We start from the raw sequence: 23,862 nt of genomic DNA, 5'->3' as shown, positions 1-23,862 counted from the left end.
ATATGAGCTATATATTCAGTGATTTGGAAAAGTCGGAAATTTTGCAGGCTGCAAATATTTGTGAGGGAATGAAATTCAATGTCGAGGAGGAAGAGTATTTTGCGATGGCAGTGGAGGGGCGAAACTGTGCTGTACTTTATCGTACATTGTCGAATATTTTGGGTGGGAAGTTTTTAGGCGGTTCTGCGTTCGATGAGAGCGTAATGGGCATTTTTAAAGATGCCAAACTCTGGCTCGATGTAGCAATTGATGCAAATGGCGGAGTGGGCGCTTATTCTGCATTGATCCGAGCTTATACCCTGCGGCAGGGGGAGTTAAGGTTAAATAAAAAAATCAGCGATTCGAAGATGCAACAGTCATCTAATCAGGTGGCTGTCAATCTCATGAATACGTTGATAAAAGGCTCCGTTGAGCATGATTTGGCTCCATGGACTGTGCCCTCCATAAGCCAAATTGCAGAAATCGATGCGAGCGCTATTGGTAAAGTATTATTTCGTGAAGATGTTGGTGACATTGATACGGCTACCAGTCGTAATGCGGGATGGTCTGGAACAATCGGCTTTAGCCTGCTGGGTGGAGAAAGACCCTATGAAACCTGGCGATTGATCTCCGCCGGTGACCCGGATTCCCATATAAAAGGGAATCATGGTCTTGCCAGATTCAACAGGCTAGATGACCTAAAGAATATTCTGTTTGCCGTGGATTCATACGGCATGGCCTTGCAGGCGGTGATCAAAAACTTCGGGTTGAATATGGTCGAAAGCCTGTTCTCAGTCCTACCCGAACAAATAAATATCGCTCTCGCCAGTGGCAGTATCAATCCGCTTATTCAGCACGTGGTGAGAGGTACGCCAATTTCACCTATTGTCAGACTGATATTGCGATATAACCTGAATGACTTCTTTGACATGCTCAGGCGGACATACGATGGAAATTCGGCCGCCACACCTACCACCGATGAAACCTTCGTCTCCAACGCCTACACATTTTTCTCCGCACTTTCTCCGGCTCAATCGCAAAGTATCGTTACCAGAACCATTGGCGAGTACGGCAGCGCCAGCGACTGGGCCAAGTTGGCCGCCCAGGCAACGCCCATCGGCGTCGCGTTACGCAATTCTCTCCAGCAGTTAAGTGAGGTCGTGATTGAACGATCCGATGGTTTTTCCGGACACGGATTGGAGCTTTACGATCCCGAAACGGGGGAGGGCTTCATCACTGAGCAATGGCTTGCTGATCGCTCTGAAATGCTGGCCCGGCTGATTTCCCGAACCAATGGATCGTTCGGTCGAAACACTGTCCAGACCTTTTCCTATTCGGATTTGGCGTCGGGCAAACAGGCCCCGATGACCACAGGCGTCGCGAACCCCCTGGTCATGTTTGGTGATGACGGCGGACGATCATTTGGTGGCGGGGCAAATACCGATCATCTTTACGGCGGTGGCGGCAACGATTCAATCAGTGGGCTGTCCGGTAATGACGTTATCCAGGCGGGTAGCGGTAACGACTCTATAACAGGAGACGAAGGGAACGACGCGTTGTACGGGATGGCGGGTAATGATGTTTTGGTGGGTGGCAGAGGCGATGACTTTCTGGCCGGTGGGTCGGGGAAGGATCGGTATGAGTTTTCCAGCGGAGATGGGATAGACGAGATCTTTGAGGCGGACGTTGAGGGCGCGTTGCTGATAAATGGACTTCCGATTCCACCTCTCGAACGCAGTGCTCCCCTCAGCAATATCTGGCTTACGGAAGATCGAGCCATCAGCTTGACCCTCATTGAAGATCAGGCTGAAAACACGCTGAACATCAAATACGGACTGAGTGATCTCATCGTCGTAAAGAACTTCAAGCCGGGGATGCTTGGCATTGATCTTCCTGATTACCAGGACCAGACGTTCCCCGCTCCAGATCTGGTCCTTCAAGGCGACTGGAAAGTTAAAGATAACGACCCGAATGTTCGTGGGGATCAACCTTCCTATGATCAGTTGGGCAACGCCCTGCTTATGCCCAACGTCAAGCAGAGGAACAAAGCCGATTTGCTTTACGGGTCACCGAAGGATGACCTCATCGTTGGTCTTGGCGGGTCTGATCGATTGTTCGGCAAAGAGGGGAACGACCGCTTATTCGGCTACAAACAGTCGACGCTAGAAAAAGCCCTTGCTGATACTGCAAAGGGGAAGAACAGCCGTGGAGATTGGCTGGATGGAGGGCCGGGTGATGATCTGCTTGTCGGCACTGCCTCGCGAGACGTGCTGCTCGGTGGAAACGGTCGAGACACGTTGATTGGGGGAGCAGGCGACGACAATTTATCCGGAGATGAGGCGACCGGAATGCTCGAGCAAAACTGGGAATACAAGAGAGTTAACGTTCTAATCCCCGGTGGAATCACGAGCATGCGTACGGTTTTCGATAACGCTTCTCTGAACAAAACCTTGGAGGGAGGCAATGATGTTCTCTATGGCCAGGGTGGCCGGGACTTTATCAATGGAGGCGGGGGAGATGATCTGCTTGACGGCGGAAGTGAAGACGACATGTTGGCCGGTGAAGGAGGTAATGACACGCTGTCCGGCGGGACCGGCAATGACACATTGTTCGGAGATAACCTGGATTGGGGCGGTGGTCTCCACAGCCGCCACCATGGCAACGATTTGTTGGAGGGTGGCAGTGGCGATGACGCTTTAGCCGGCAACGGTGGTAGCGACGTGTTGTACGGAGGCTCCGGCAATGATGTTCTGAACGGTGATGACGATGTGTTGCGAGGTATTTCGGGTGATGCCGCCCATTTTTTTGGAAGTGATTTTCTGGATGGCGGCGCGGGCAACGACACCCTTTGGGGCGGCGGTGCTGGGGATTCACTTTTCGGTGGCTCCGGTAACGATGATTTGGCAGGTGATTACCCCGACCACCCGATTCATTATCACGGTGATGATTTTCTTGATGGCGGTACGGGTGACGACACACTCCGAGGTTTTGGTGGCTCCGACACTCTGATAGGCGGGGCAGGCGCTGATGCTCTGGATGGCGATGCACATGAATTGCAAGCGGGCGGAACCAACAATGACCAGATTCGAGGCGATGCAGGAAACGACACGCTATGGGGAGGTTTGGGTGCCGATACGCTTTTCGGAGGTGCCGATGACGACATCTTGATGGGGGACTACGAGCAAACCTCCGAAGAGGAACACGGCGCCGATTATCTTGACGGTGGTTCAGGCAACGACACTTTACTGGGCGGTGGTGGAAACGACACTTTGGTTGGCGGGGAGGGAGTCGATTATTTACGCGGCGGCCGTGGCGATAATGTGTTCGATGGTGGCGCCGGCAACGATTATCTGGAAGGGATGCAGGGTAACGATGTTTTCTATTTCGGAGTGGGCGATGGACTGGATGTTGTTACCGATACAGGTGGCAACAATGTCGTAAGTTTTGGCGATGGATTTTCTGCGGAGAACCTGCAGGCCAAGATCGTCAATCTTGAGGCGGGCACGGCGTTGCGGCTCTCGAATGGTTTTGGTGACGCACTTCTGATTCGTCACCATGAAAAGTGGGCAGGTTCGACGTTCAGATTTAACGATGGCGTGATCCTGAACTTTCAGGATGTAATCAAATTAACGGTGCAACCGGCAGATGTAACGGATCCGTCCGCGACTATTGCTGCGGTACCCGATCCCGAAAAAAAGCAGGACATTGAGAGTGAGAGCGAAGCAGTCGTCCAGACACTGCCCGATGACTTAGCCGCTTCTACTGAGAGGGAAGACAGTGACGCGGGTCATCACACCGCGTGGCATATCCTTTTTCTTTCGGAACTGAAAGCAAAGCGCTCAGCGGACAGGCAGGCATCAGGATTTGCACTGAACGAGCAGGGTGTTTGGGTTCGAAGTCATATTGCTACCGACGAAAGTGGCTACGCCATTAGCGCCGAACTGATCCATGAGGATGTTGAAGTCGGAGTCTTTTCCAAAACACCTGAGTGGATGGGGGCGATTGCCGCTGACGCCGTGGTGAGTGAAAGGCAGTCAATCTTTGCAACGAAAACCACGTTCAAGTTTGTAAAAACTGAAGCAGCGCAATTACCGGAACAAAAGCCAAAGTATTATCCGTCTGGCTCCAGTTATTCAGGGTTTTCGTTCAATTTGGGCGATGCTGTAGTCGAAGATATAGACCAAATGGGCGCTATTCAGGGGTGGTATGTGTATCCCGCTGGCAGTTTCGAAAATCATGAAACTGTTCGTAAAGCGTTTCGCTGGAGTTTTACTACCCAAACGATCAAGCATAAAGTTGTTCATGGTAATGACGCTGGCGGCAGGGTAAATCTCGAAGTGGGAAATCTCTTTCATGGCGGTGCAGGAGATGACTTGGTGGTTACCTATGCTGGTTCAGTGCTTGAGTACGGCGGGGGGAACGACAGGATCCCTGGCGCATTTTTATCGGCTGGCGCAGGCAACGACACACTGCTCGGCTCCGCGGGGGCCGATTATTTGATCAGTGGGCCGGGAGAAGATCGGCTTTACGGCGAAAACGGTCCCGACACTTACATCGTAGAAGCGCATGATGGCGCAACCACCATTATTGCCGACGTTCTTGACCCCGTTTTTTTGCGTCCCGAGGTTGGAGACTCTGGGTGGCATGAAGAGTTAGGGGCGCTTGATATGGATACAGTCGTTCTTCCAGAAGAGGCGAACCCAGATAAGCTGCAGTTAACCTGGGGCGCTGTGTTGGTTGAGGTGGTAAATATTGAACTGTTACCCGTTCCAACACAGGGTGCTTATCGCCAACCGCCTCGAGCCCAGATGCTATACACCACACTCAATATCACATGGGGCGGATCTCAAACAGTACGAATTGTTTTGCCAAATCCGAATGATCTCAGTGGTTCCGGAATAGAAAGGGTGAGGTTTTCCGACGGATCGAACATCAGTTTGAAAGACCTCGTTAGCCGATTAGGCAATGCCCCCGATACTTATCAACACGGCATCACCGTTCAGGGCGCTGCTCAGGTTAAGTCTTTTCGAGACAATCTTTTTTTGCCGCTTGTGGGCGGTCGCGGTAATGACACCCTCAACGGCGCTGGTGAAATAAAGGGAATGCAAGGAGATGACCTGCTCGGCGGTGGCTCAGGCGATGACGTGATTTACGGTGGGCCGGGCAATGACACCTTGTCCGGTGGTGGGGGCAATGATGTGTATAAATATGATGGTCTCGGACGAGACCTGGTAGTCAATGCCGGTGGCGGAACTGACGGTATAGACTTTTCTGAGGTCGGGCTGTCGATTGATCAACTCAAGTTCCACCGTGAACGGGATGATCTCGTCATCGTAGTCAGTTATGGCATGTCTCCAAAGATTCGTGTCTCCGAACACTTTTCAGGAGGCGATGCCGCTATCAGCTTCATCCGCGTTCAAGGAGAAGAGGGAGCTGTTAAAAATTACACGGCGAACCAGCTCGCTGAGCTTTTGCACCCTCTACCTCCGTTACGGGATGTAGAGGGTCTCTTGTCGAGAAACGATGAGGAGTCGTTGCAGGCAATGAAGGAAATAATCGAGTTTTACGAGTTGAATGTCTGATCGCAGCCAATTCGCGATTGGCTCGAGCTTCCCTCGACAGAGCCCAAGAGACTGCCATCGCGGGCAATAATCGGTTTTAGTATTGCGACAGATCCGCCAACGGATGCCGTCCCTCCCAGACTTTGTGAAAGTGCGCCTCGACCACCGCGTCCGGCACCCGCGCGATGTCCGGCCAGTGCCAGTGCGGTTTGTGATCCTTGTCGATCAGTCGCGCCCGAACCCCTTCGCTGAATTCCGGATGCCGACAGCAATTGAGGCTCAGGGTGTATTCCATCTGAAAGACTTCGGCCAGCGACAAGTGGCGGGCGCGGACAATCTGCTCCCAGACCAAGTGCGCGGTCAGTGGTGAGCCTTCGCTCATGGTTTTTGCCGCCCGGGCAATCAACAGATCACTGCTGTCCCGTTGCAGGCTGATGGCTTTCCAGGCGCAGGTCACGTCGCTGACATCCAACAGTTCATCGATCTGCCGACGGCGCGGCAACCATTGCGCTTCCGGCATTTGCGCCACGGCTTCCTGCTGCAACGCCTTGAGCAGGCTGTTGAGCTGCATCGCGGTCTGTTCCTGCCAGTTCAACTGCAACAAACCGTCGATCAGTTCCTGCTGCTGTTCATCGAGCAGGAAGCGGTCGGCCAGATCCAGATCGATCGCATCGCGACCGTTCATGTGCGCGCCGGTCAGACCAAGGAACAAACCGAGCTTGCCCGGTAGCCGCGACAGAAACCAACTGGCGCCGACATCCGGGTACAGGCCGATGCTGATCTCCGGCATTGCCAGACGACTGCTCGGCGTGACGATCCGGATGCTCGCGCCTTGCAGCAGACCCATACCGCCGCCGAGCACATAACCATGTCCCCAGCAGATCAACGGTTTCGGGTAGGTGTGCAGGCTGTAATCCAGACGGTATTCAGCGTTGAAAAACTGTGCGGCCAGCGGCGGCACTTCGCCGGGATGGGCGCGACAGGCCTCCACCAGGCTGCGCACTTCGCCGCCGGCGCAGAAGGCCTTGGCGCCATTGCCTCGCAGCAGCACGCAGACGATTTGCGGATCCTTGGCCCAGGCGTTCAGTTTGTCGCTCAGGGCGTGGATCATCGGCAGGGACAGCGCATTGAGCGACTTTTCGGCATCCAGACTGGCCACGCCGATGCGCGCGCCGTCGGTGCCGGTGAGTTCTTCGAAGTGCAGATTCATCGTGACCTCGATCGGGAATTTGAACGATCAGTATGATCGCTGTGTGGGAAAGTGCCGGATCTGCGTCAGATCAATTGACAAGCGTGGTCGGCTTTCCTAGGGTTCGCCCCATTGTTTTTGCCGGGTATGACCATGACTGCTGACGACCGTATCAAACTCGAACCGAGCTGGAAGGAGGCACTGCGTGCCGAATTCGACCAGCCTTACATGGCAGAGTTGCGCACTTTTCTGCAGCAGGAGCGGGCGGCCGGCAAGGAAATCTATCCGCCGGGCCCAATGATTTTCAACGCGTTGAATTCGACGCCGCTGGACAAAGTAAAAGTGGTCATCCTCGGCCAGGACCCGTACCACGGCCCGGGCCAGGCCCACGGCTTGTGCTTCTCGGTGCAACCGGGCGTGCCGGCGCCGCCGTCGCTGGTCAACATCTATAAAGAGTTGAAACGCGACCTGAACATCGACATTCCCAACCACGGCTACTTGCAGAGCTGGGCCGATCAGGGCGTGTTGATGCTCAACACCACCATGACCGTCGAGCGCGCCAACGCCAATGCGCACAAGGACAAGGGCTGGCAGTTCTTTACGGACCGGATCATCGAAGTGGTCAGCCAGCAGCAACCGCATCTGGTGTTCATGCTCTGGGGCGCGCATGCGCAGAGTAAACAGAAGCTGATCGACGCCACCAAGCATCTGGTGTTGACGTCGGTGCACCCGTCGCCGCTGTCGGCCTATCGTGGCTTCCTCGGCTGCGGGCACTTCAGCCGCACCAACAAATTCCTCGAACAGAATGGCGAGGCGCCGATCGAGTGGCGCCTGCCGTCGGTGGTCTGATGCTCAGGGCTGGCGGTTCCAGTATTTAAACAACGGTTCCGCCAGAAACAACACGAATAACAATCGCATCACCTGCATCGCCGTCACCAGCGGCACCGACAGTTGCAGGGTTTCTGCCGTCAGGCTCATCTCTGCGATCCCGCCAGGCATCATGCCCAACGTCAGCGAACGCAGATCCAGATGCGTCATTGCACTCAGTCCCAACGCCGCCAGCGTCGCGATCAGCATGGTCAACGCCGTGCCAATCAGCGTGCGCCCCATGAACGACGGTGCTCGGCGGAAGAACTGTCGGTTGAAGTGACAACCCAGACCGCTGCCGATCAGCCACTGGCCAATCTGGCTGCCGCCATTGGGCAGACCGATGTGCAGATCCCAGCCGATACTCACCGCCGCGCTGACCAGCAACGGCCCGAACAACCATGGATTGGGTTGACGCAGGCGTTGCCAGATCCACGCGAGCAAGCCGCCCGCCGGAAACAGAATCGCCAGCCAGCGCCAATCGACGCTGCCGGCGTGAGAAATCGGATTGCCGTCGCCCAGCAGGTACTTGAACGCCGCCGGCACACACAACACCACCACCAACACCCGCAAACTCTGCCCGGCCGCGACATGGCTGAGCATCGCGCCGTTGCGTGCGCCGAGGTTGACCATTTCGCCGGAGCCGCCGGGCATGCTGGAGAAAAACGCCGTGGCGCGATCCTCGCCGGTGCGGCGCATCAGCCACACGCCGACCACCGCTGACAGGCTGGTGACCAGCGCACCGAAGAAGATCAGGCCAAAGTGACTCAACACCTGCTCCATCACCAGTGGGGTGAAGTGCAGGCCGATACCGATCCCGACGATCCACTGGCCGCACTTGCGGCCGCCAGGGATTTCCGTGAGTTGCCACGGGGTCAGGCAGCGCACCAGGATGATCGCCAGCAACGAGCCGACCATCCACGGCAGCGGCCAGCCGATCTGGCTGGCGACATAGCCGCCCAGCAGACCGACCAGCGGGGTTCCCCACCAGGTTTTGAAGGACCGATCAAACATCGGCCACAGCACGCCGTGCGACGGAGCGTTTACGCCAGATGCGGATGATCGGCACCAGCAACATCGCCACGATCAGCCCCCAGACGCTGAGGGTGATCCCGCTCGACCAGAGGATGTCCAGCGAACCGTTGGAGATCGACAGCGCGCGGCGCAGGTTTTGCTCCATCAGACCGCCGAGGATGAAACCCAGCAGCACCGGCGACAACGGGAAGTCGAGCTTGCGCAGGATGTAACCGAAGATACCGATGCCGATCATCAGGAACAGATCGAACGTGGTCGCGTGCACCGCGTACACGCCGATGGCGGTGATGATCGCGATCATCGGCACCAGCGCCCAGTTCGGCACGGCGAGGATGCGGGTGAAGATACGGATCATCGGGATGTTCAGGATCACCAGCATGATGTTGGCGATGAACAGCGAAGCGATCAGGCCCCAGACAATGTCCGGTTGTTGCTGGAACAGCAGCGGGCCGGGGGTGATGTTGTACAGCGACAGCGCGCCGATCATCACCGCCGTGGTGCCCGAACCCGGCACGCCGAGGGTCAGCATTGGCACCAGCGCACCGCAGGCTTCGGCACCGATAGCGGTTTCCGGTGCGGCGAGACCACGCTTGTCGCCCTGTCCGAATTTGCTGTTGGGGCCGGCGATTTTCTTCTCGGTCATGTAGGCCACGGCGCTGGCCAGGGTCGCGCCGGCACCCGGCAACACGCCCATGATGAAACCGAGCACGCCGCAGCGCAGGTTCACCGCGAACACCGACGCGGCTTCCTTGAAGTTGAACATCATGCGTCCGGTGGCTTTGAACGCTTCCTGGCCACGGTGGGTTTTTTCCAGCAGCAAAAGGATTTCACTGATGGAGAACAGACCCAGCACCAACACCACAAACTGAATGCCGTCGGTAAGGTGAATGTTGTCCCCGGTGAAGCGATAGACGCCGCTGTTGGCGTCGATCCCGACGGTGGACAGGAACAGACCGATCAGCGCCGCAATAAAGGTTTTCAGCGGTCGGTCACCAGCCATGCCGCCGAGACAGACGATCGCGAACACCATCAGCACGAAGTATTCGGCAGGCCCGAACGCAATCGCCCACTTCGCCAGAATCGGCGCAAAGATCACCATGCCGCAGGTCGCGATAAACGCGCCGATGAACGAGCTCCAGGCCGACAGTGACAACGCCACACCGGCCAGGCCCTGACGAGCCATCGGGTAACCGTCGAGGGTGGTCATTACGGTGGAGGCTTCGCCCGGGATGTTCAGCAGGATCGAACTGATCCGGCCGCCGTATTCGCAACCCAGATACACCGCCGCCAGCAGAATCAGCGCCGATTCCGGTGGCAGACCGAGAGCAAAGGCAATCGGGATCAGCAGCGCCACGCCGTTGATCGGCCCCAGCCCCGGCAACAGGCCGACGATGGTGCCGATCAAGGTGCCGCTCAGCGCGGTGACGAGGTTGTAAGGCGTCAGCGCGACCCCGAAACCGTGACTCAAATATCCAAGCGTATCCATATCAGTTCTCCAGAACGTCGAGCAGGCCCAGAGGCAGTGGAACGTCCATGACTTTGTCGAACAGCAGGTACAGGCCGATGCTCAGCAAACTGATGATGATCGAGCCGGGCAGCCAGCGGCCTCCGTACAGACGGGCCATCGGAATGCCGACCAGAATGCTGCTGAGGATGAAGCCCAAGGGTTCGAACAGACCGGCGAACACCACCAGCAACAACACGCAGACACCGATTTTCTTCAGTGTTTCGCGGTCCAGCGGCGGGTCTTCTTCGGTGTGTTTGATCGGGGAGGGGCGGTAGATCATGTAGACCAGCGCCAGCCCCATCAGCCCGAGCATCAGCAACGGGAAGGCGCGAGGGCCGATCGGTTCGTAGGAAAAGGGTGCCTGATAAGGCCAGGCCATCAGTATCAGGCTGACGCAAGCCAGCAGCAGTACCGACGCAAAGATGCGTTGAACGAGCATGAGGAACTCCTGGGCCACGGCCTCGATGCGCGAGGCCATGACCGCTAGACAGAGACGATCACTGGATCAGGCCGAACTCTTTGGCCAGCACTTTGTAGTCCGCGACTTGCTTCTTCACGTAGGTGTCCAGCTCCGGGCCGGTCATGGCGAACGGGAACAGTTCACGCTGATCGCGCAGCTTGGCGAACTCTTCGGAGGCCAGCAGTTTGTCGAAGGCGTTTTTCCACCAGGCGTAGTCTTCGTCGCTGACTTTCGGCCCGAGGTAGAAGCCGCGCACCACCGGCCAGACGATGTCGTAACCCTGTTCCCTGGCAGTCGGGATGCCTTTCATTTCCGGCTCGTCGAGGCGGTTTTCGGCGAAGACTGCCAGCAGGCGCATATCACCGCTCTGGATGTGTGGCATGGAGTCGGAGATGTCGGTGCTGCCGACCTGGATGTGGCCGCCGAGCAGAGCGGTGGCGATTTCGCCGCCACCTTCGAGGGCGACGTAACGCAGGTCGCGCGGGTTGATCCCGGCGGCTTTTGCGATCAGTGCGGTCTGCATCCAGTCCTGGCTACCCACGGTGCCGCCGGAACCGATCACCACTTTGCTCGGGTCTTTTTTCAGCGCCTGTACCAGATCGTCGAGGTTCTTGTAGGGCGAATCGCTTTTCACCGCGATGGCACCGTAACTGGTGCCGACCGCCGCCAGCCAGCGCACGTTGGTTTCATCGAAACGTCCGAACTTGCCCTGTGCCAGGTTCAGCAGAGAACCGCTCGACCACGCCACCAGTGTGCCCGCATCCGCCGGACGCTGGGCGACCACCGCGTTGTACGCCACCGCGCCGACACCGCCGGGCATGTAGGTCACGCGCATCGGTTTGGTCAGCAGTTTTTCGTTGACCAGCGCGCTTTGCGCCAGTTTGCAGGTCAGGTCAAAACCGCCGCCGGGGGAGGCTGGGGCGATGCATTCCGGACGCTTCGGTTCGGCCATCAGTTGGCCGGCGAACAGCATGACGCCAGCGGCTAGAGCAACTTTACGCAGTGATAAGTTCATCTATGTCTCCTTGGGAGTTGTTGTTATGGACGTACTGAATTACCAAAGGGCAACGCTATAGCTCACCAGCAGACGCACTTCATCGGCATCGCGAGCGGAGTAGTTGGAACGGTAAGTGGCATTACGCAAACGCACGGCAACGTCCTTCAGGGCGCCGCTTTGTACTACATATTTGATCTCGGTGTTGCGCTCCCACTCTTTGCCTTCGTCACCGTTCTTGAGCTTGATGTTGTCACCGCTCAAGTAGCGACTCATGAAGCTCAGGCCGGGGATACCGAGTTTGGCGAAGTCGAAGTCGTAGCGCGCCTGCCACGAGCGTTCTTCGGCGCCGGCGAAGTCGTTGATCTGCACGAAGTTGACCAGGTACGGGTCGCTGCCATCGACATACGGGAATGCGCTGTCGCCGGACATGTGCTGATAACCGGCGGTGAACTTGTGACCGCTCAGGGCATAACTGACCAGACCGTTGAGCGAGCGGTTGTCGATCTCGCCACCACGGGCGGCACCTTGATCGTCACTGACGGCGAAACGCAGATCGGTGGCGAAAGTGCCTGGACCCATCGGCCGCGAAGCGACCAGTCCGAAGAAGTGCTGGTTGTAGACTTCGTCGAGTTGGGCGAAGTGGTAACTGCCGGTGATCTTGTCGGTGAACTTGTAGTCCACGCCGGCAAAGTCGAAATGCTTGCCGGCAACGGTGCCAGCAAAGCGGCCATTCTTGTTGTTGAGGGCAATGTCCTCGAAATCGGTACTGTCGCGGTCCTTGGCTTTGTCCAGGCGTCCGCCGGTGAAGGTCAGGTTCTTGATCTCCTTGGAGGTCAGCAAACCGCCTTCGAAGGTCTGCGGCAGGATGCGTCCGTCGTTCGGCTTGAGGATCGGCAATTCCGGAATCAGGCTACCGATTTTCAGTTCGGTGGCGGAGATCTTCACTTTGCCGGTCAGGCCGACCTTGGAATATTCGTCCGCCGCGCGTCCGTCATCGTGGGTTGGCAGCAGGCCAGTGCCGGTGCGGTCCGGGCTCGAATCGAGCTTGACCCCCAGCATCCCCAGCGCATCGACACCGAACCCCACGGTGCCGTCGGTGTAGCCCGATTGCAGATTGAGCATGAAACCCTGGGCCCATTCATCGCGCTTGGATTGCTGGGCGCTGGTGCCGTCGCGAAAGTCGCGGTTGAAATACATGTTGCGGGTTTCGAAGGTGGCGGAGCTGTCTTCGATGAAATCGGCGTAGCTCATCGGTGCGAAACCGGCGAGGGCGGCGGCACTGGCAAGGGCGGTGTGGCTGAAACGGGAAGGACGAACAGGCGTAAGAGCCTTGGTCTGCAAGGACGGCATGCGAGGTGTACTCCGTTTATTGTTCTTATTGGTCGAAAACGCTTCGAGGCGTTTTTCTTATCGCTGTGTGGCATCAGCGACGGCAGTCGGAACTGTCCGTGGGCCGACTCTAACGGCCTAACCTTTCGCTAACCTTTCAGCTGACTTTCCCGGATTTCGGGCTTCACAGCGGCGGTTGCGGCTGTAAACTCCGCGACAAAGAATGGCGTCGGCCATCCCTGAATGAGGTAAAGATCCATGCGTGTTCTGCTCGTCGAAGACCATTTGCCACTGGCCGAAAGCGTCGCCCAGGCGCTCAAGAGCACCGGTCTGACCGTGGACGTGTTGCACGATGGCGTGGCCGCTGACCTGGCGCTGGGCAGCGAGGAATACGCGGTGGCGATCCTCGATGTCGGCCTGCCGCGCATGGACGGATTTGAAGTGCTGGCGCGCCTGCGGGCCCGGGGCAAGAACCTGCCGGTGCTGATGCTGACGGCCCGCAGTGACGTCAAGGATCGGGTCCATGGGCTCAATCTCGGTGCCGACGATTATCTGGCCAAGCCGTTCGAACTGACCGAGCTTGAGGCACGGGTCAAAGCCTTGCTGCGCCGCAGTGTGCTCGGCGGCGAGCGTCAGCAACGCTGCGGTGTGCTGGCTTATGACCTGGATACTCGGCGCTTCACCCTCGGCGATGAATTGCTGACGCTGACGTCCCGCGAGCAAGCGGTGCTTGAAGCGCTGATCGCGCGCCCGGGCCGGGTAATGAGCAAGGAACAACTGGCGTCGCAAGTGTTCGGTCTCGACGAAGAGGCCAGCCCCGACGCCATCGAAATCTACGTGCATCGCCTGCGCAAGAAACTCGACGGCCAACCGGTGGCCATCGTGACCTTCCGTGGTCTTGGCTACCTGCTGGAAAGCCGTGATGCATAAGCCCAGCAGCCTGCGCTGGCGGTTGTTGTGGAACCTCGCGCTGTTGCTGGTGGTATTGATGCTGGCCAGCGGCCTGAGCGCTTACTGGAATGGCCGCGAAGCTGCCGACACCGCTTATGACCGCACCTTGCTGGCGTCGGCGCGCACCATCGCCGCCGGCCTCTCGCAGCGTGACGGCAGCCTCAGCGCCGACGTGCCTTACGTGGCCCTCGACACCTTCGCCTACGACAGCGCGGGACGCATTTATTACCAGGTCAACGACATCCATCAGAAGCTGATTTCCGGCTACGAAAACCTGCCGGGCCCGCCGCCGGGAACACCGAGAACCGACAGCTACCCGGCGCTCGCGCGTTTTTACAACGCCACGTATCAGGGCCAGAACGTGCGGGTCGTCAGTCTGTTGAAAGCCGTAACCGAGCCCAACATGAACGGTATGGCGGAAATCCGTGTCGCCGAAACCGACGAAGCACGCGTCAGCATGGCCCGCAGTCTGGCGGCCGACACCTTGCTGCGATTGGGCATGTTGGCGATTGGCGCGTTGTTGCTGGTGTGGTTTGCGGTCAGCGCGGCGTTGCGGCCGATCGAGCGTTTGCGCACCGCAGTCGAAGAGCGTCAGCCCGACGACCTGCGGCCCTTGCCGCTGGTGGAAGTGCAGCACGAATTGTGGCCGTTGGTGCGGGCGCTCAATCACTTCACCGAGCGTTTGCGCGGGCAGTTCGAACGTCAGGCGCAATTCATCGCCGATGCGGCTCACGAACTGCGCACGCCGCTGGCGGCGCTCAAGGCGCGTCTTGAATTGGGCTTGCGCTCGAGCGAGCCGCAGACCTGGCGCGACACCCTGGAATCATCGGCGCAAAGCACCGATCGGCTGACCCATCTGGCCAACCAGTTGCTGTCGCTGGCCCGGGTGGAAAACGGCGCCCGGGCGATTGCCGAGGGTGGCGCGCAGTTGCTTGATCTGAGCCAGCTGGCCCGTGAACTGGGCATGGCCATGGCGCCGCTGGCCCATGCGCGTGGCGTGGCATTGGCGCTGGAGGCGGACGAACCGGTCTGGTTGCGCGGCGAGCCGACATTGCTCAACGAACTGCTGAGCAATCTGGTGGACAACGCACTGGCGCACACGCCGTCGGGCGGTAATGTGATCTTGCGGGTGCTGTCGCCGGCAGTGCTGGAGGTTGAAGACGACGGCCCGGGCATTCCACAGGATGATCGGGATCGGGTGTTCGAGCGCTTCTACCGGCGCAACCAGCAGGTTGCCGGTTCCGGGCTGGGGCTGGCGATTGTCGGGGAAATCTGCCGCGCGCATCTGGCACAGATCACGTTGCACGATGGCGAGCAGGCGGGGTTAAAGGTGCGGGTCAGCTTTATTGCCGGCTGACGATCAGTAAAACATCGATCGCGACTCTTCCAGGTCGGCACACAAAACTTTGTTGTCCGGATCGATCCCCAGTTTGCGGAAGGCTGGCACGCTGAAAGGGTCGATGCGGGCGAGGGGATGGTCAGTGTCTTTGTGGCAATACAGGCTGGCCACTTGCACCAGATCCACGTAATCGATCTGCGACGAGTCGCGCTTCAAGTCCTGATACAGCCCCGGCAACTCCACCAGCCGCTCGGGGAACTCCCAGACCCGCAGCAACTTGTCGCCCAGCAGCGGATGAATGTGGTCGATCACATGGTTGAGGCTGACCGGGTCGGACAGCAATTCATAGTGGTCTTCGGCATAGGTCAGGATTGGCAGCACACCGATCTGGTGCACCAATCCGCCCAGCGCGGCCTGGTCAGGCTTGAGCTGGGTATAGCGACGGCACAGGGCGTAGCTGACCCCGGCAATTTCCAGGCTCTTGCGCCAGACTTCGCGCATCTTCTGTTCGACCACGTCGGAGCGGGCGTGGAAGATCTGCTCCATCACCAGGCCGATCGCCAGGTTGCTGCTGTAATTGACGCCCAGCCGGGTGATCGCGGTGTGCAGGTCGGTGACTTCCTGGGTCGCGCGCAGCAGCGGGCTGTTGACCACTTTGATCAGCCGCGCCGACAGCGCCGTGTCACGGCCGATCACTTTGCTCAGGTCGCTGACGCTGATATCCGGATCTTCAGCGGCCTTGCGAATCTGCAGGGCCACTTCCGGTAACGTTGGCAGAACCAGGTCATCGTTATCGATGGCCTCAACCAAATCCTGTTGGACCTTATCCGCCAGCTCACTCATGTCGTTTCTCTAGGGCGTTGCACAAATGCTGCGATCAACGCTGGATTTCGCGGTCGCGATCCAGTTCGTAAGGCAGGTCGAGCAAGTGCAGCGCCGGACCTTCGGCCGTGCCCAGATGCAAATCGCCCGCTTCGGCAGCTTCGGCCTGCAACACCGCCAGCAGTTCAATATTCTTTTCACTTCGGGCGGCCAGCACCACTTCGCCGATGGAGCTGCCGTGGCTCGGGGCGAACAGCGGGGTGCCCGGTTCCGGCAATTCGCTCGCATCCAGTTGCACGCGGTACAGGCGACGCTTGAGCTTGCCCAGGTACTGCATGCGCGCGACGATTTCCTGACCGGTGTAGCAGCCTTTCTTGAAACTCACGCCGCCGACGGCTTGCAGGTTGAGCATCTGCGGGATGAACAACTCACGGGTGCTCGGCATGACCTGGCCGATACCGGCGCGGATCTGTCCCAGCAGCCATTGATTGAGTTCGCCTTCGCTCAGTTGCGCGGACAGCTTGCCTTTGATGCTGTCGGCTTGATCGGCCGGCACCCAGAGCTCGGCCCGGTTCGGGGAGACGCGAATAGCGATCAGCCCTTCGTGGCGGGCCACGCTGTCGGTTTCTGCCGGCAGTTCCAGACCCAGGATGCTCAGGGCTGCATCGCCATGGTCCAGACCGAAGCGCACCCATGAGGCGCTTTCGTCGGTCAGTTTCGATTTGGAGAACACGGCGTACTTTTTCAGATCTGCCAGTTGTGGCTCCAGCAACTCGCCGGCCATTGCCAGCAGTACGCCGTCGCCTTCCAGCACGATGCGGAAACTCGACTGCATCCGGCCTTTCTGCGTGCAGCGGGCACCGAGGCTGGCCTGGGTATCACTCAAGTAATTGATGTTGCAGGTCAACTGGCCTTGCAGAAATTTGCCGGCATCCGCGCCGCGAACCGCGAGAACGCCTTCATGAGACAGGGTGCAGAAAAAAGCAGAATCGGCCATGGGTCATCGCAGGGTAAATAGACTGGGGCACATCATAAGGGGGTGGTGGTGAAATGGGTAGTTGATAAAGGATCGGTGGTGCCCGACCAAAGCCGACTGTTCGCCCCGTGTCGGGCCTGTATACTTGCCGCCTATTTGAGGAGGGCTCCATGGTCGAACAAGTTGAACTGAATCGCCTCTTTTGGCACAGCCGTCGCGGCATGCTTGAGCTTGACGTGCTGCTGGTGCCGTTCGTGAAAGAGGTCTACGCGAATCTGAACGAGGTGGATCGCGCGCTGTATGTCCGCCTGCTCGAGTGCGAGGATCAGGACATGTTCGGCTGGTTCATGGAGCGCAGCGAGTCTGAAGATCCCGAGCTGCAACGCATGGTTCGCATGATTCTGGATCGTGTCCAGCCCAAGTAACACGTTCGAATGCCGCTGGCAGGCCTCACAGCAATTGCTGGCGGCGTATCTCCTGGCCCAGGCGTTCGCCCTGTGCGCTCTGTTTCTGCTTGTCCTGCCTTTCTGGGTCAGCCTGCTCGGTGCAGGCGCCTGTCTGATCCATGCTGCGCGGGTGTTGCCCCGTCAGATTCTGTTGAGTCATCCCAAGGCATTCTGTGGGTTGCGTCGTGACGCCGATGGTTGGCAGTTGTGGAATCAGGCCGATGGCTGGCAACCGGTGCAGTTGCACCCGGACAGCCTGGCGTTGCCATTGATCGTGTTGCTGCGCTTTCGTCTGCGCGATGAGCGGAGAGTCAGAGCGATCTGTGTGCCATGGGACTCGCAGGCGGCGGATCTGCACCGACGCCTGCGGGTACGGCTCAAGTTCAGCCGGCGTAGGTGGGCGGCACCAGAATAGTGTCGAGGGCTTCGGGCAGCAGATCCGGGTAGTCGAGGGTGTAGTGCAAGCCTCGGCTCTCTTTGCGTTCCATGGCTGAGCGGATCATCAACTCCGCCACTTGTGCCAGGTTGCGCAATTCGATCAGGTCGCGACTGACTTTATAGTTGCTGTAGAACTCGTCGATTTCGTCCAGCAACAGACGCACGCGATGTTGTGCGCGTTGCAGGCGTTTGTTGGTGCGCACGATGCCGACGTAGTCCCACATGAAGCGCCGCAGCTCGTCCCAGTTGTGCGCGATGATCACGTCTTCGTCGGAATCGGTCACCTGGCTCGCGTCCCAGGCGGGCAGGGCGCGGGGGATGGCGATGTCGGACAGTTGCTCGAGAATGTCAGCGGCTGCCGAACGGGCATAAACGAAGCATTCCAGCAAAGAGTTGCTGGCCATGCGGTTGGCGCCGTGCAGGCCGGTGAAGCTGGTTTCGCCGATGGCGTACAGCCCGGGTACGTCGGTGCGACCCTGTTGGTCAACCATGACGCCACCGCAGGTGTAGTGCGCTGCCGGTACGACCGGTATTGGTTGTTTGGTGATGTCGATGCCGAATCCGAGGCAGCGCTCGTAAACCGTCGGAAAGTGCGTCTTGATGAACGCTTCGGGTTTGTGGCTGATGTCGAGATAAACGCAATCGACACCCAGGCGCTTCATTTCATGGTCGATGGCTCGAGCGACGATGTCCCGTGGGGCCAGTTCGGCGCGTGGGTCGAAACGCTGCATGAAGCGTTCGCCGTTCGGCAGTTTCAAATGCGCGCCTTCACCGCGCAGGGCTTCGGTGATCAGGAAGCTCTTTGCCTGCGGGTGATACAGGCAAGTGGGGTGGAACTGATTGAATTCCAGGTTCGCTACCCGGCAGCCCGAGCGCCAGGCCATGGCGATGCCATCACCGCAGGCGCCGTCGGGATTGCTGGTATAGAGGTAGACCTTGGCGGCACCGCCGGAAGCCAAGATCACGAATCGAGCGCCGTAGGTGTCGACTTCACCGGTCTTGCGATTGAGCACGTAGGCGCCGAGGCAGCGGTCGCCGTCCAGCCCAAGGCGTCGTTCGGTGATCAGATCGACCGCTACGCGCTGTTCCAGCAACTCGATGTTCGGCCGCTGTTTGGCCTGGGTCAGCAAGGTTGTGAAGATGGCCGCGCCGGTAGCATCGGCGGCATGAATGATGCGGCGGTGGCTGTGGCCGCCTTCGCGGGTGAGATGGAACTCGAAGCCGCCATCTTCCGTGCCGGATTGTTCATCGCGCGTGAACGGTACGCCTTGATCGATCAGCCACTGGATCGCCTCTTTGCTGTGCTCGACGGTGAAACGCACCGCATCTTCATGGCACAAGCCGCCACCGGCATTGAGCGTGTCGTCGACATGGGATTCGACTGTGTCGGTGTCGTCCAGCACAGCTGCGACGCCACCCTGGGCCCAATAGGTCGAACCGTTGGCGAGATCGCCCTTGCTCAATACGGCGATGCGCAAGTGACCGGGCAGGGTCAGCGCGAGACTCAAACCGGCAGCGCCGCTGCCGATCACCAGAACATCGTGTTGAAACTGTTGGCTCATTTCAGGATTCCGCTCAAAGCGACCCGGGTCGGGGTTGGCGCAAGACAGGCGGATGGGCGAGTCGAGACAGCCACACAGCCCACTAGTATATAGAGGGGTGGGGCGGCACAATAGCCGGGCCGATATGGCATTGTGAAACTACCGTGACGGAAAAATACGAACGCTTTGTCGGATGTTTTTTTCACCGGTTTTGGGAAAAAGCGACTGTATCGCAGATGAAACACGCTTTTTCCGCTCATGGTTGCCCAATGTCGGCGTGGCCCGTCTATAAATATTTGGAACTTTTGCCAGAGGCCCAAGATCAATAGACAGTTGCCCGAAACAAGGGAAAGTGTCGGCTTCAATGCGGAACCTGCGATTGGGTTCTAGCCGGCGAGCCGATGAAAAGATTATTCGCGCAGCCGGTTTATCCCGCGCTGCGTTTTTCGTGCGTGCCAAATCAGAGCCCGCAGGAAACTTGCTTGGAGGGGGAGAACTTTTGCGAAAAGCCCGAGTCTATGTTTGCAAGTCCGGTCGTTTAGCCATGCAAGCTTCCTCCGAGTTTATCGAGGAGTGTTCATGCTAACCCAGGAAGAGGATCAGCAGCTGGTCGAGCGCGTTCAGCGCGGTGACAAGCGAGCTTTCGATCTGCTCGTGTTGAAGTATCAGCACAAAATTCTCGGGTTGATCGTGCGTTTTGTGCACGACACCCATGAAGCCCAGGATGTCGCTCAAGAAGCCTTTATCAAGGCTTACCGGGCACTAGGAAATTTTCGCGGAGACAGCGCGTTTTATACGTGGCTTTACCGCATCGCCATTAACACGGCGAAGAACTATCTGGTTTCACGCGGCCGCCGGCCGCCGGATAGCGATGTCAGTTCCGAAGATGCAGAGTTCTATGACGGCGATCACGGCCTGAAGGATCTCGAATCTCCTGAACGCGCATTGCTGCGGGATGAGATCGAAGGCACTGTCCATCGAACCATTCAGCAACTGCCAGAGGATTTGCGCACGGCTTTAACTTTGCGCGAATTCGATGGTCTGAGTTACGAGGACATCGCGAGCGTCATGCAATGTCCGGTTGGTACCGTGCGCTCCCGGATTTTCCGCGCCCGGGAGGCCATCGATAAAGCCCTGCAGCCGTTGTTGCAGGAAAACTAAAGACAGCGGCGACAGCCAAGAGAGGAACGCCATGAGTCGTGAAGCCCTGCAGGAATCGCTGTCCGCAGTGATGGATAACGAAGCGGACGAACTGGAATTGCGTCGAGTGCTCAATGCACTGGACGATGTTGAAACCCGTGAAACCTGGGCTCGTTATCAGATCGCTCGGGCAGCCATGCACAAGGATCTGCTGCTTCCACGCCTGGATCTCGCTGCGGCAGTGTCTGCTGCGCTGGAAGATGAAGCCACGCCAGCCAAAGTGTCCCGCGGTCCATGGCGCAGCCTGGGTCGTCTGGCCGTTGCAGCCTCGGTGACCGTTGCCGTTCTGGCGGGTGTTCGTCTGTACAACCAGGACGAAATCGCCGGCGTCGAACTGGCGCAGCAATCCAATCAGCCAGCATTGGCCGTTCCTCAAGTCAAAGGCCCGGCAGTATTGGCAGGCTACAATGAGAGTTCGGAAGCCACCGGCCCTATGGCCAACGGTGTGCTGCAAGGCCAGCCAGGCTGGCACGATCAGCGTCTACCAGGTTATTTGCGCCAACACGCTCAACAAGCTGCGCTGAAGGGTACTGAAAGCGCATTGCCATACGCGCGTGCAGCAAGTCTGGAAAACCGTTAAGGAGGATCATGCGCGCCATACCTCTACTTTCGCTTCTGCTCAGTGGCTGGTTCATTGTTCCAGCCCACGCCGACGAGGCCCAGGATTGGCTGACCCGTCTGGGCCAGGCCGAGCAGCAGCAAAGCTTTCACGGCACATTCGTTTACGAGCGTAACGGTAGTTTCTCTACCCATAACATCTGGCATCGCGTCCAGAATGGCCAGGTCCGCGAGCGTTTGCTTCAGCTCGACGGCTCGGCTCAGGAAGTCGTGCGCGTTGATGGGCATACTCAATGCGTCAGCGGCACCCTGATTGCGGGGCTGGGGGACTCTCCTAACTCTGCTGCTCGTCCGCTTGATCCTCAAAAGCTGAAGAATTGGTACGACCTTGCCGTCATCGGCAAGTCGCGTGTGGCCGGGCGTGAAGCGGTGATCGTGTCGCTGACGCCGCGCGATCAGCATCGCTACGGATTCGAGTTGCATCTGGACAAGGAAACGGGCTTGCCGCTCAAGTCGTTGCTGCTCAACGACAACGGGCAGTTGCTTGAAAGATTCCAGTTCACTCGACTGGAGACTTCTGAGGTTCCGTCCGACAAGGATCTCCAGGCCGATGCCGATTGCAAGCCTGTGAACCTTGAAGGCGACAAGGCTTCTGCCGTCAAGACAGCACAGGTCTGGCGCTCTGACTGGCTGCCTCCTGGCTTTGAACTCACCAGCAGTTCTTCGCACAAGGACCCCGAGACCAGGACGCAGGTCAACAGCCTGCTGTATGACGATGGTCTGGCGCGTTTCTCTGTATTCCTCGAGCCGCTGAACGGTGCAACCGTCACCGATACCCGGACTCAGTTGGGCCCTACCGTTGCCGTATCCCGTCGCTTGACCACGCCTCAAGGTGAAGTGATGGTGACGGTTGTCGGCGAGATTCCAATCGGCACCGCTGAGCGGATTGCTTTGTCGATACGCAATGATGGCGCTGCAACCAGCAAGCAGTGAGCTGATTCCAGCTGTTTCCACCTCGTCATCGAGACGTGAAATGTTTGCTGAGCATTTTCATTTGCAAATAATCCGAAAATTTTTTATAGGTCAGAGCCTCACGGCTCTGGCCTTGTTTTGTTGTTCCCGGAACAAAAATGCCGGCCTGTGGTTCCCGGTGTTCCTTGCTCCATATCGCTTAACCCTGCTCGTCGTAACGGGAGCTGTATGTCGATACCAAGCTTGAAGTCTTATCTTTCCATTGTCGCCACCGTGCTCGTGCTCGGTCAGGCTGTTCCTGCAGTCCAGGCGGCTGAAGCGGCCAGTTCGGTCAACCTGCCGGATTTCACCCAGCTGGTCGAACAGGCCTCGCCTGCGGTGGTGAACATCAGTACCACGCAAAAGCTGCCGGATCGCAAAGTGAACCAGCAGATGCCAGACCTGGAAGGCTTGCCGCCGATGCTGCGCGAGTTCTTCGAGCGAGGCATGCCGCCGCAACAGCGTTCTCCGCGTGGTGATCGCCAGCGTGAGGCGCAATCGTTGGGTTCAGGCTTCATCATCTCGCCGGATGGCTACATCCTGACCAACAACCACGTAATCGCCGACGCCGACGAAATCCTCGTTCGTCTGGCGGATCGCAGTGAAATGAAAGCCAAGCTGATCGGCACTGACCCGCGCTCCGACGTGGCCCTGCTGAAAATCGAAGGCAAGGATCTGCCGGTACTCAAACTCGGCAAATCCCAGGATCTGAAAGCAGGGCAGTGGGTGGTCGCGATCGGCTCGCCGTTCGGTTTCGATCACACGGTGACCCAGGGCATCGTCAGCGCCGTTGGCCGCAGCTTGCCAAACGAAAACTATGTGCCGTTCATTCAGACCGACGTGCCGATCAACCCGGGCAACTCCGGTGGTCCGCTGTTCAACCTGAACGGTGAAGTGGTGGGGATCAACTCGCAGATCTACACCCGCTCCGGTGGCTTCATGGGCGTTTCGTTCGCCATTCCGATCGACGTTGCCATGGATGTATCCAACCAGCTGAAGAGCGGTGGCAAGGTCAGCCGTGGCTGGCTGGGCGTGGTCATTCAGGAAGTGAACAAGGATCTGGCCGAGTCGTTCGGTCTGGAAAAACCGGCCGGTGCGCTGGTGGCGCAGATCCAGGATGACGGTCCGGCAGCCAAGGGCGGCCTGCAAGTGGGCGACGTGATCCTGAGCATGAACGGTCAACCGATCGTTATGTCCGCTGATCTGCCTCATCTGGTCGGCGCGCTGAAGGCTGGCGCCAAGGCCAATCTGGAAGTGATTCGTGAAGGCAAACGCAAGAATGTCGAGCTGACTGTCGGTGCGATTCCTGATGAAGACAAGGAACTGGATGCCCTGCCGAAGTCCGGTGCCGAGACCAACAGCAATCGCCTGGGTGTTTCGGTCGCTGAGCTGTCTGCCGACCAGAAGAAAACCTACGACCTCAAGGGTGGTGTGGTGATCAAGGAAGTGCAGGACGGTCCTGCCGCCCTGATAGGCCTGCAGCCAGGCGACATCATCACTCATCTAAACAATCAGGCCATTGGTTCGGCCAAGGAGTTCTCCGAGATCGCCAAGGCGCTGCCGAAGAATCGCTCCGTTTCGATGCGGGTTCTGCGTCAGGGTCGTGCCAGCTTCATAACGTTCAAGCTGGCTGAATGATCCAATAGCGGTTGAGTA

Annotated in this window: 19 protein-coding genes; 10 read left to right on the top strand and 9 right to left on the bottom strand. The window is 58.3% G+C overall.

What is annotated here, in order from left to right; genetic code table 11:
• Window positions 1–2 precede the first annotated feature (2 nt).
• The gene (locus tag JJN09_RS00625) at window positions 3–5,561 is read left to right on the top strand and encodes a calcium-binding protein (protein ID WP_249485015.1); all 5,559 of its coding nucleotides are present in this window, start codon (window positions 3–5) and stop codon (window positions 5,559–5,561) included.
• 76 nt (window positions 5,562–5,637) lie between these two features.
• Here JJN09_RS00625 and JJN09_RS00620 read toward each other — a convergent pair whose 3' ends face one another.
• The gene (locus tag JJN09_RS00620) at window positions 5,638–6,750 is read right to left on the bottom strand and encodes an enoyl-CoA hydratase/isomerase family protein (RefSeq protein WP_249485014.1); all 1,113 of its coding nucleotides are present in this window, start codon (window positions 6,748–6,750) and stop codon (window positions 5,638–5,640) included.
• A 132-nt stretch (window positions 6,751–6,882) separates the two neighbouring features.
• On the opposite strand from JJN09_RS00620, the gene ung reads away from it, so the two are divergent.
• Window positions 6,883–7,578: a uracil-DNA glycosylase gene (gene ung / locus JJN09_RS00615; protein WP_085605867.1), complete on the top strand. Its 696-nt coding sequence runs from the start codon at window positions 6,883–6,885 to the stop codon at window positions 7,576–7,578.
• 3 nt (window positions 7,579–7,581) lie between these two features.
• Here the strand turns inward: ung and JJN09_RS00610 are convergent, their stop codons facing one another.
• From JJN09_RS00610 to JJN09_RS00590, 5 genes are read right to left on the bottom strand one after another with little or no spacing between them, the layout of a single operon-like run.
• Window positions 7,582–8,610: an AbrB family transcriptional regulator gene (locus JJN09_RS00610; protein WP_249485013.1), complete on the bottom strand. Its 1,029-nt coding sequence runs from the start codon at window positions 8,608–8,610 to the stop codon at window positions 7,582–7,584.
• Entirely contained in the window at window positions 8,603–10,117 is a 1,515-nt protein-coding gene (locus JJN09_RS00605; RefSeq protein ID WP_249485012.1) for a tripartite tricarboxylate transporter permease, read from the bottom strand. The genes JJN09_RS00610 and JJN09_RS00605 overlap by 8 nt, the downstream gene beginning before the upstream one ends.
• Before the next feature lies 1 nt (window position 10,118).
• Complete coding sequence (locus tag JJN09_RS00600; RefSeq protein ID WP_249485011.1) at window positions 10,119–10,577, bottom strand: tripartite tricarboxylate transporter TctB family protein; 459 nt, start codon at window positions 10,575–10,577, stop codon at window positions 10,119–10,121.
• A gap of 58 nt (window positions 10,578–10,635) precedes the next feature.
• On the bottom strand, window positions 10,636–11,613 hold the full coding sequence (locus tag JJN09_RS00595) for a tripartite tricarboxylate transporter substrate binding protein (RefSeq protein ID WP_249485010.1): 978 nt from the start codon (window positions 11,611–11,613) through the stop codon (window positions 10,636–10,638).
• Between the two features lie 39 nt (window positions 11,614–11,652).
• The gene (locus JJN09_RS00590) at window positions 11,653–12,945 is read right to left on the bottom strand and encodes an OprD family porin (RefSeq protein WP_192560018.1); all 1,293 of its coding nucleotides are present in this window, start codon (window positions 12,943–12,945) and stop codon (window positions 11,653–11,655) included.
• A 237-nt stretch (window positions 12,946–13,182) separates the two neighbouring features.
• On the opposite strand from JJN09_RS00590, the gene JJN09_RS00585 reads away from it, so the two are divergent.
• Entirely contained in the window at window positions 13,183–13,854 is a 672-nt protein-coding gene (locus JJN09_RS00585; RefSeq protein WP_249485009.1) for a response regulator, read from the top strand.
• Complete coding sequence (locus JJN09_RS00580; RefSeq protein ID WP_249485008.1) at window positions 13,847–15,232, top strand: sensor histidine kinase; 1,386 nt, start codon at window positions 13,847–13,849, stop codon at window positions 15,230–15,232. The genes JJN09_RS00585 and JJN09_RS00580 overlap by 8 nt, the downstream gene beginning before the upstream one ends.
• 3 nt (window positions 15,233–15,235) lie before the next feature.
• Here JJN09_RS00580 and JJN09_RS00575 read toward each other — a convergent pair whose 3' ends face one another.
• Window positions 15,236–16,057: an HDOD domain-containing protein gene (locus JJN09_RS00575; protein WP_096819418.1), complete on the bottom strand. Its 822-nt coding sequence runs from the start codon at window positions 16,055–16,057 to the stop codon at window positions 15,236–15,238.
• A gap of 34 nt (window positions 16,058–16,091) precedes the next feature.
• Complete coding sequence (locus JJN09_RS00570) at window positions 16,092–17,033, bottom strand: folate-binding protein YgfZ (RefSeq protein WP_249485007.1); 942 nt, start codon at window positions 17,031–17,033, stop codon at window positions 16,092–16,094.
• Window positions 17,034–17,182: 149 nt separating this feature from the next.
• Here JJN09_RS00570 and JJN09_RS00565 point away from each other — a divergent pair, with 149 nt between their 5' ends.
• Together JJN09_RS00565 and JJN09_RS00560 are read left to right on the top strand one after the other, a co-directional pair.
• The gene (locus JJN09_RS00565) at window positions 17,183–17,437 is read left to right on the top strand and encodes a succinate dehydrogenase assembly factor 2 (RefSeq protein ID WP_007957989.1); all 255 of its coding nucleotides are present in this window, start codon (window positions 17,183–17,185) and stop codon (window positions 17,435–17,437) included.
• Window positions 17,421–17,873 (top strand): protein YgfX, encoded by a 453-nt coding sequence (locus JJN09_RS00560; RefSeq protein ID WP_249485006.1) that lies wholly within the window; start codon window positions 17,421–17,423, stop codon window positions 17,871–17,873. Before JJN09_RS00565 ends, JJN09_RS00560 begins: the two co-directional genes overlap by 17 nt.
• Here the strand turns inward: JJN09_RS00560 and nadB are convergent.
• Window positions 17,842–19,458: an L-aspartate oxidase gene (gene nadB / locus JJN09_RS00555; RefSeq protein ID WP_249485005.1), complete on the bottom strand. Its 1,617-nt coding sequence runs from the start codon at window positions 19,456–19,458 to the stop codon at window positions 17,842–17,844. The two genes, JJN09_RS00560 and nadB, sit on opposite strands and share 32 nt — an antisense overlap.
• Before the next feature lie 558 nt (window positions 19,459–20,016).
• Here nadB and rpoE point away from each other — a divergent pair.
• The 4 genes from rpoE (at window position 20,017) to JJN09_RS00535 (ending at window position 23,844) form a co-directional block, all read left to right on the top strand.
• Window positions 20,017–20,598 carry an RNA polymerase sigma factor RpoE gene (gene rpoE / locus JJN09_RS00550; protein WP_003172477.1) on the top strand — a complete coding sequence of 194 codons (582 nt, stop codon included), beginning with the start codon at window positions 20,017–20,019 and terminating at the stop codon, window positions 20,596–20,598.
• Between the two features lie 31 nt (window positions 20,599–20,629).
• Window positions 20,630–21,217, top strand: coding sequence for a sigma-E factor negative regulatory protein (locus tag JJN09_RS00545; RefSeq protein ID WP_065257639.1), 588 nt, complete (start codon window positions 20,630–20,632; stop codon window positions 21,215–21,217).
• An 8-nt stretch (window positions 21,218–21,225) separates the two neighbouring features.
• Window positions 21,226–22,188 (top strand): MucB/RseB C-terminal domain-containing protein, encoded by a 963-nt coding sequence (locus JJN09_RS00540; RefSeq protein WP_249485004.1) that lies wholly within the window; start codon window positions 21,226–21,228, stop codon window positions 22,186–22,188.
• A gap of 207 nt (window positions 22,189–22,395) precedes the next feature.
• The gene (locus JJN09_RS00535) at window positions 22,396–23,844 is read left to right on the top strand and encodes a DegQ family serine endoprotease (protein ID WP_249485003.1); all 1,449 of its coding nucleotides are present in this window, start codon (window positions 22,396–22,398) and stop codon (window positions 23,842–23,844) included.
• Window positions 23,845–23,862 lie beyond the last annotated feature (18 nt).

This window comes from Pseudomonas sp. HS6 (assembly GCF_023375815.1).
GTDB lineage: Bacteria > Pseudomonadota > Gammaproteobacteria > Pseudomonadales > Pseudomonadaceae > Aquipseudomonas.
The sequence above is the reverse complement of the archived record's forward strand: the minus strand, read 5'-3'. Positions and strand labels throughout refer to the sequence as shown.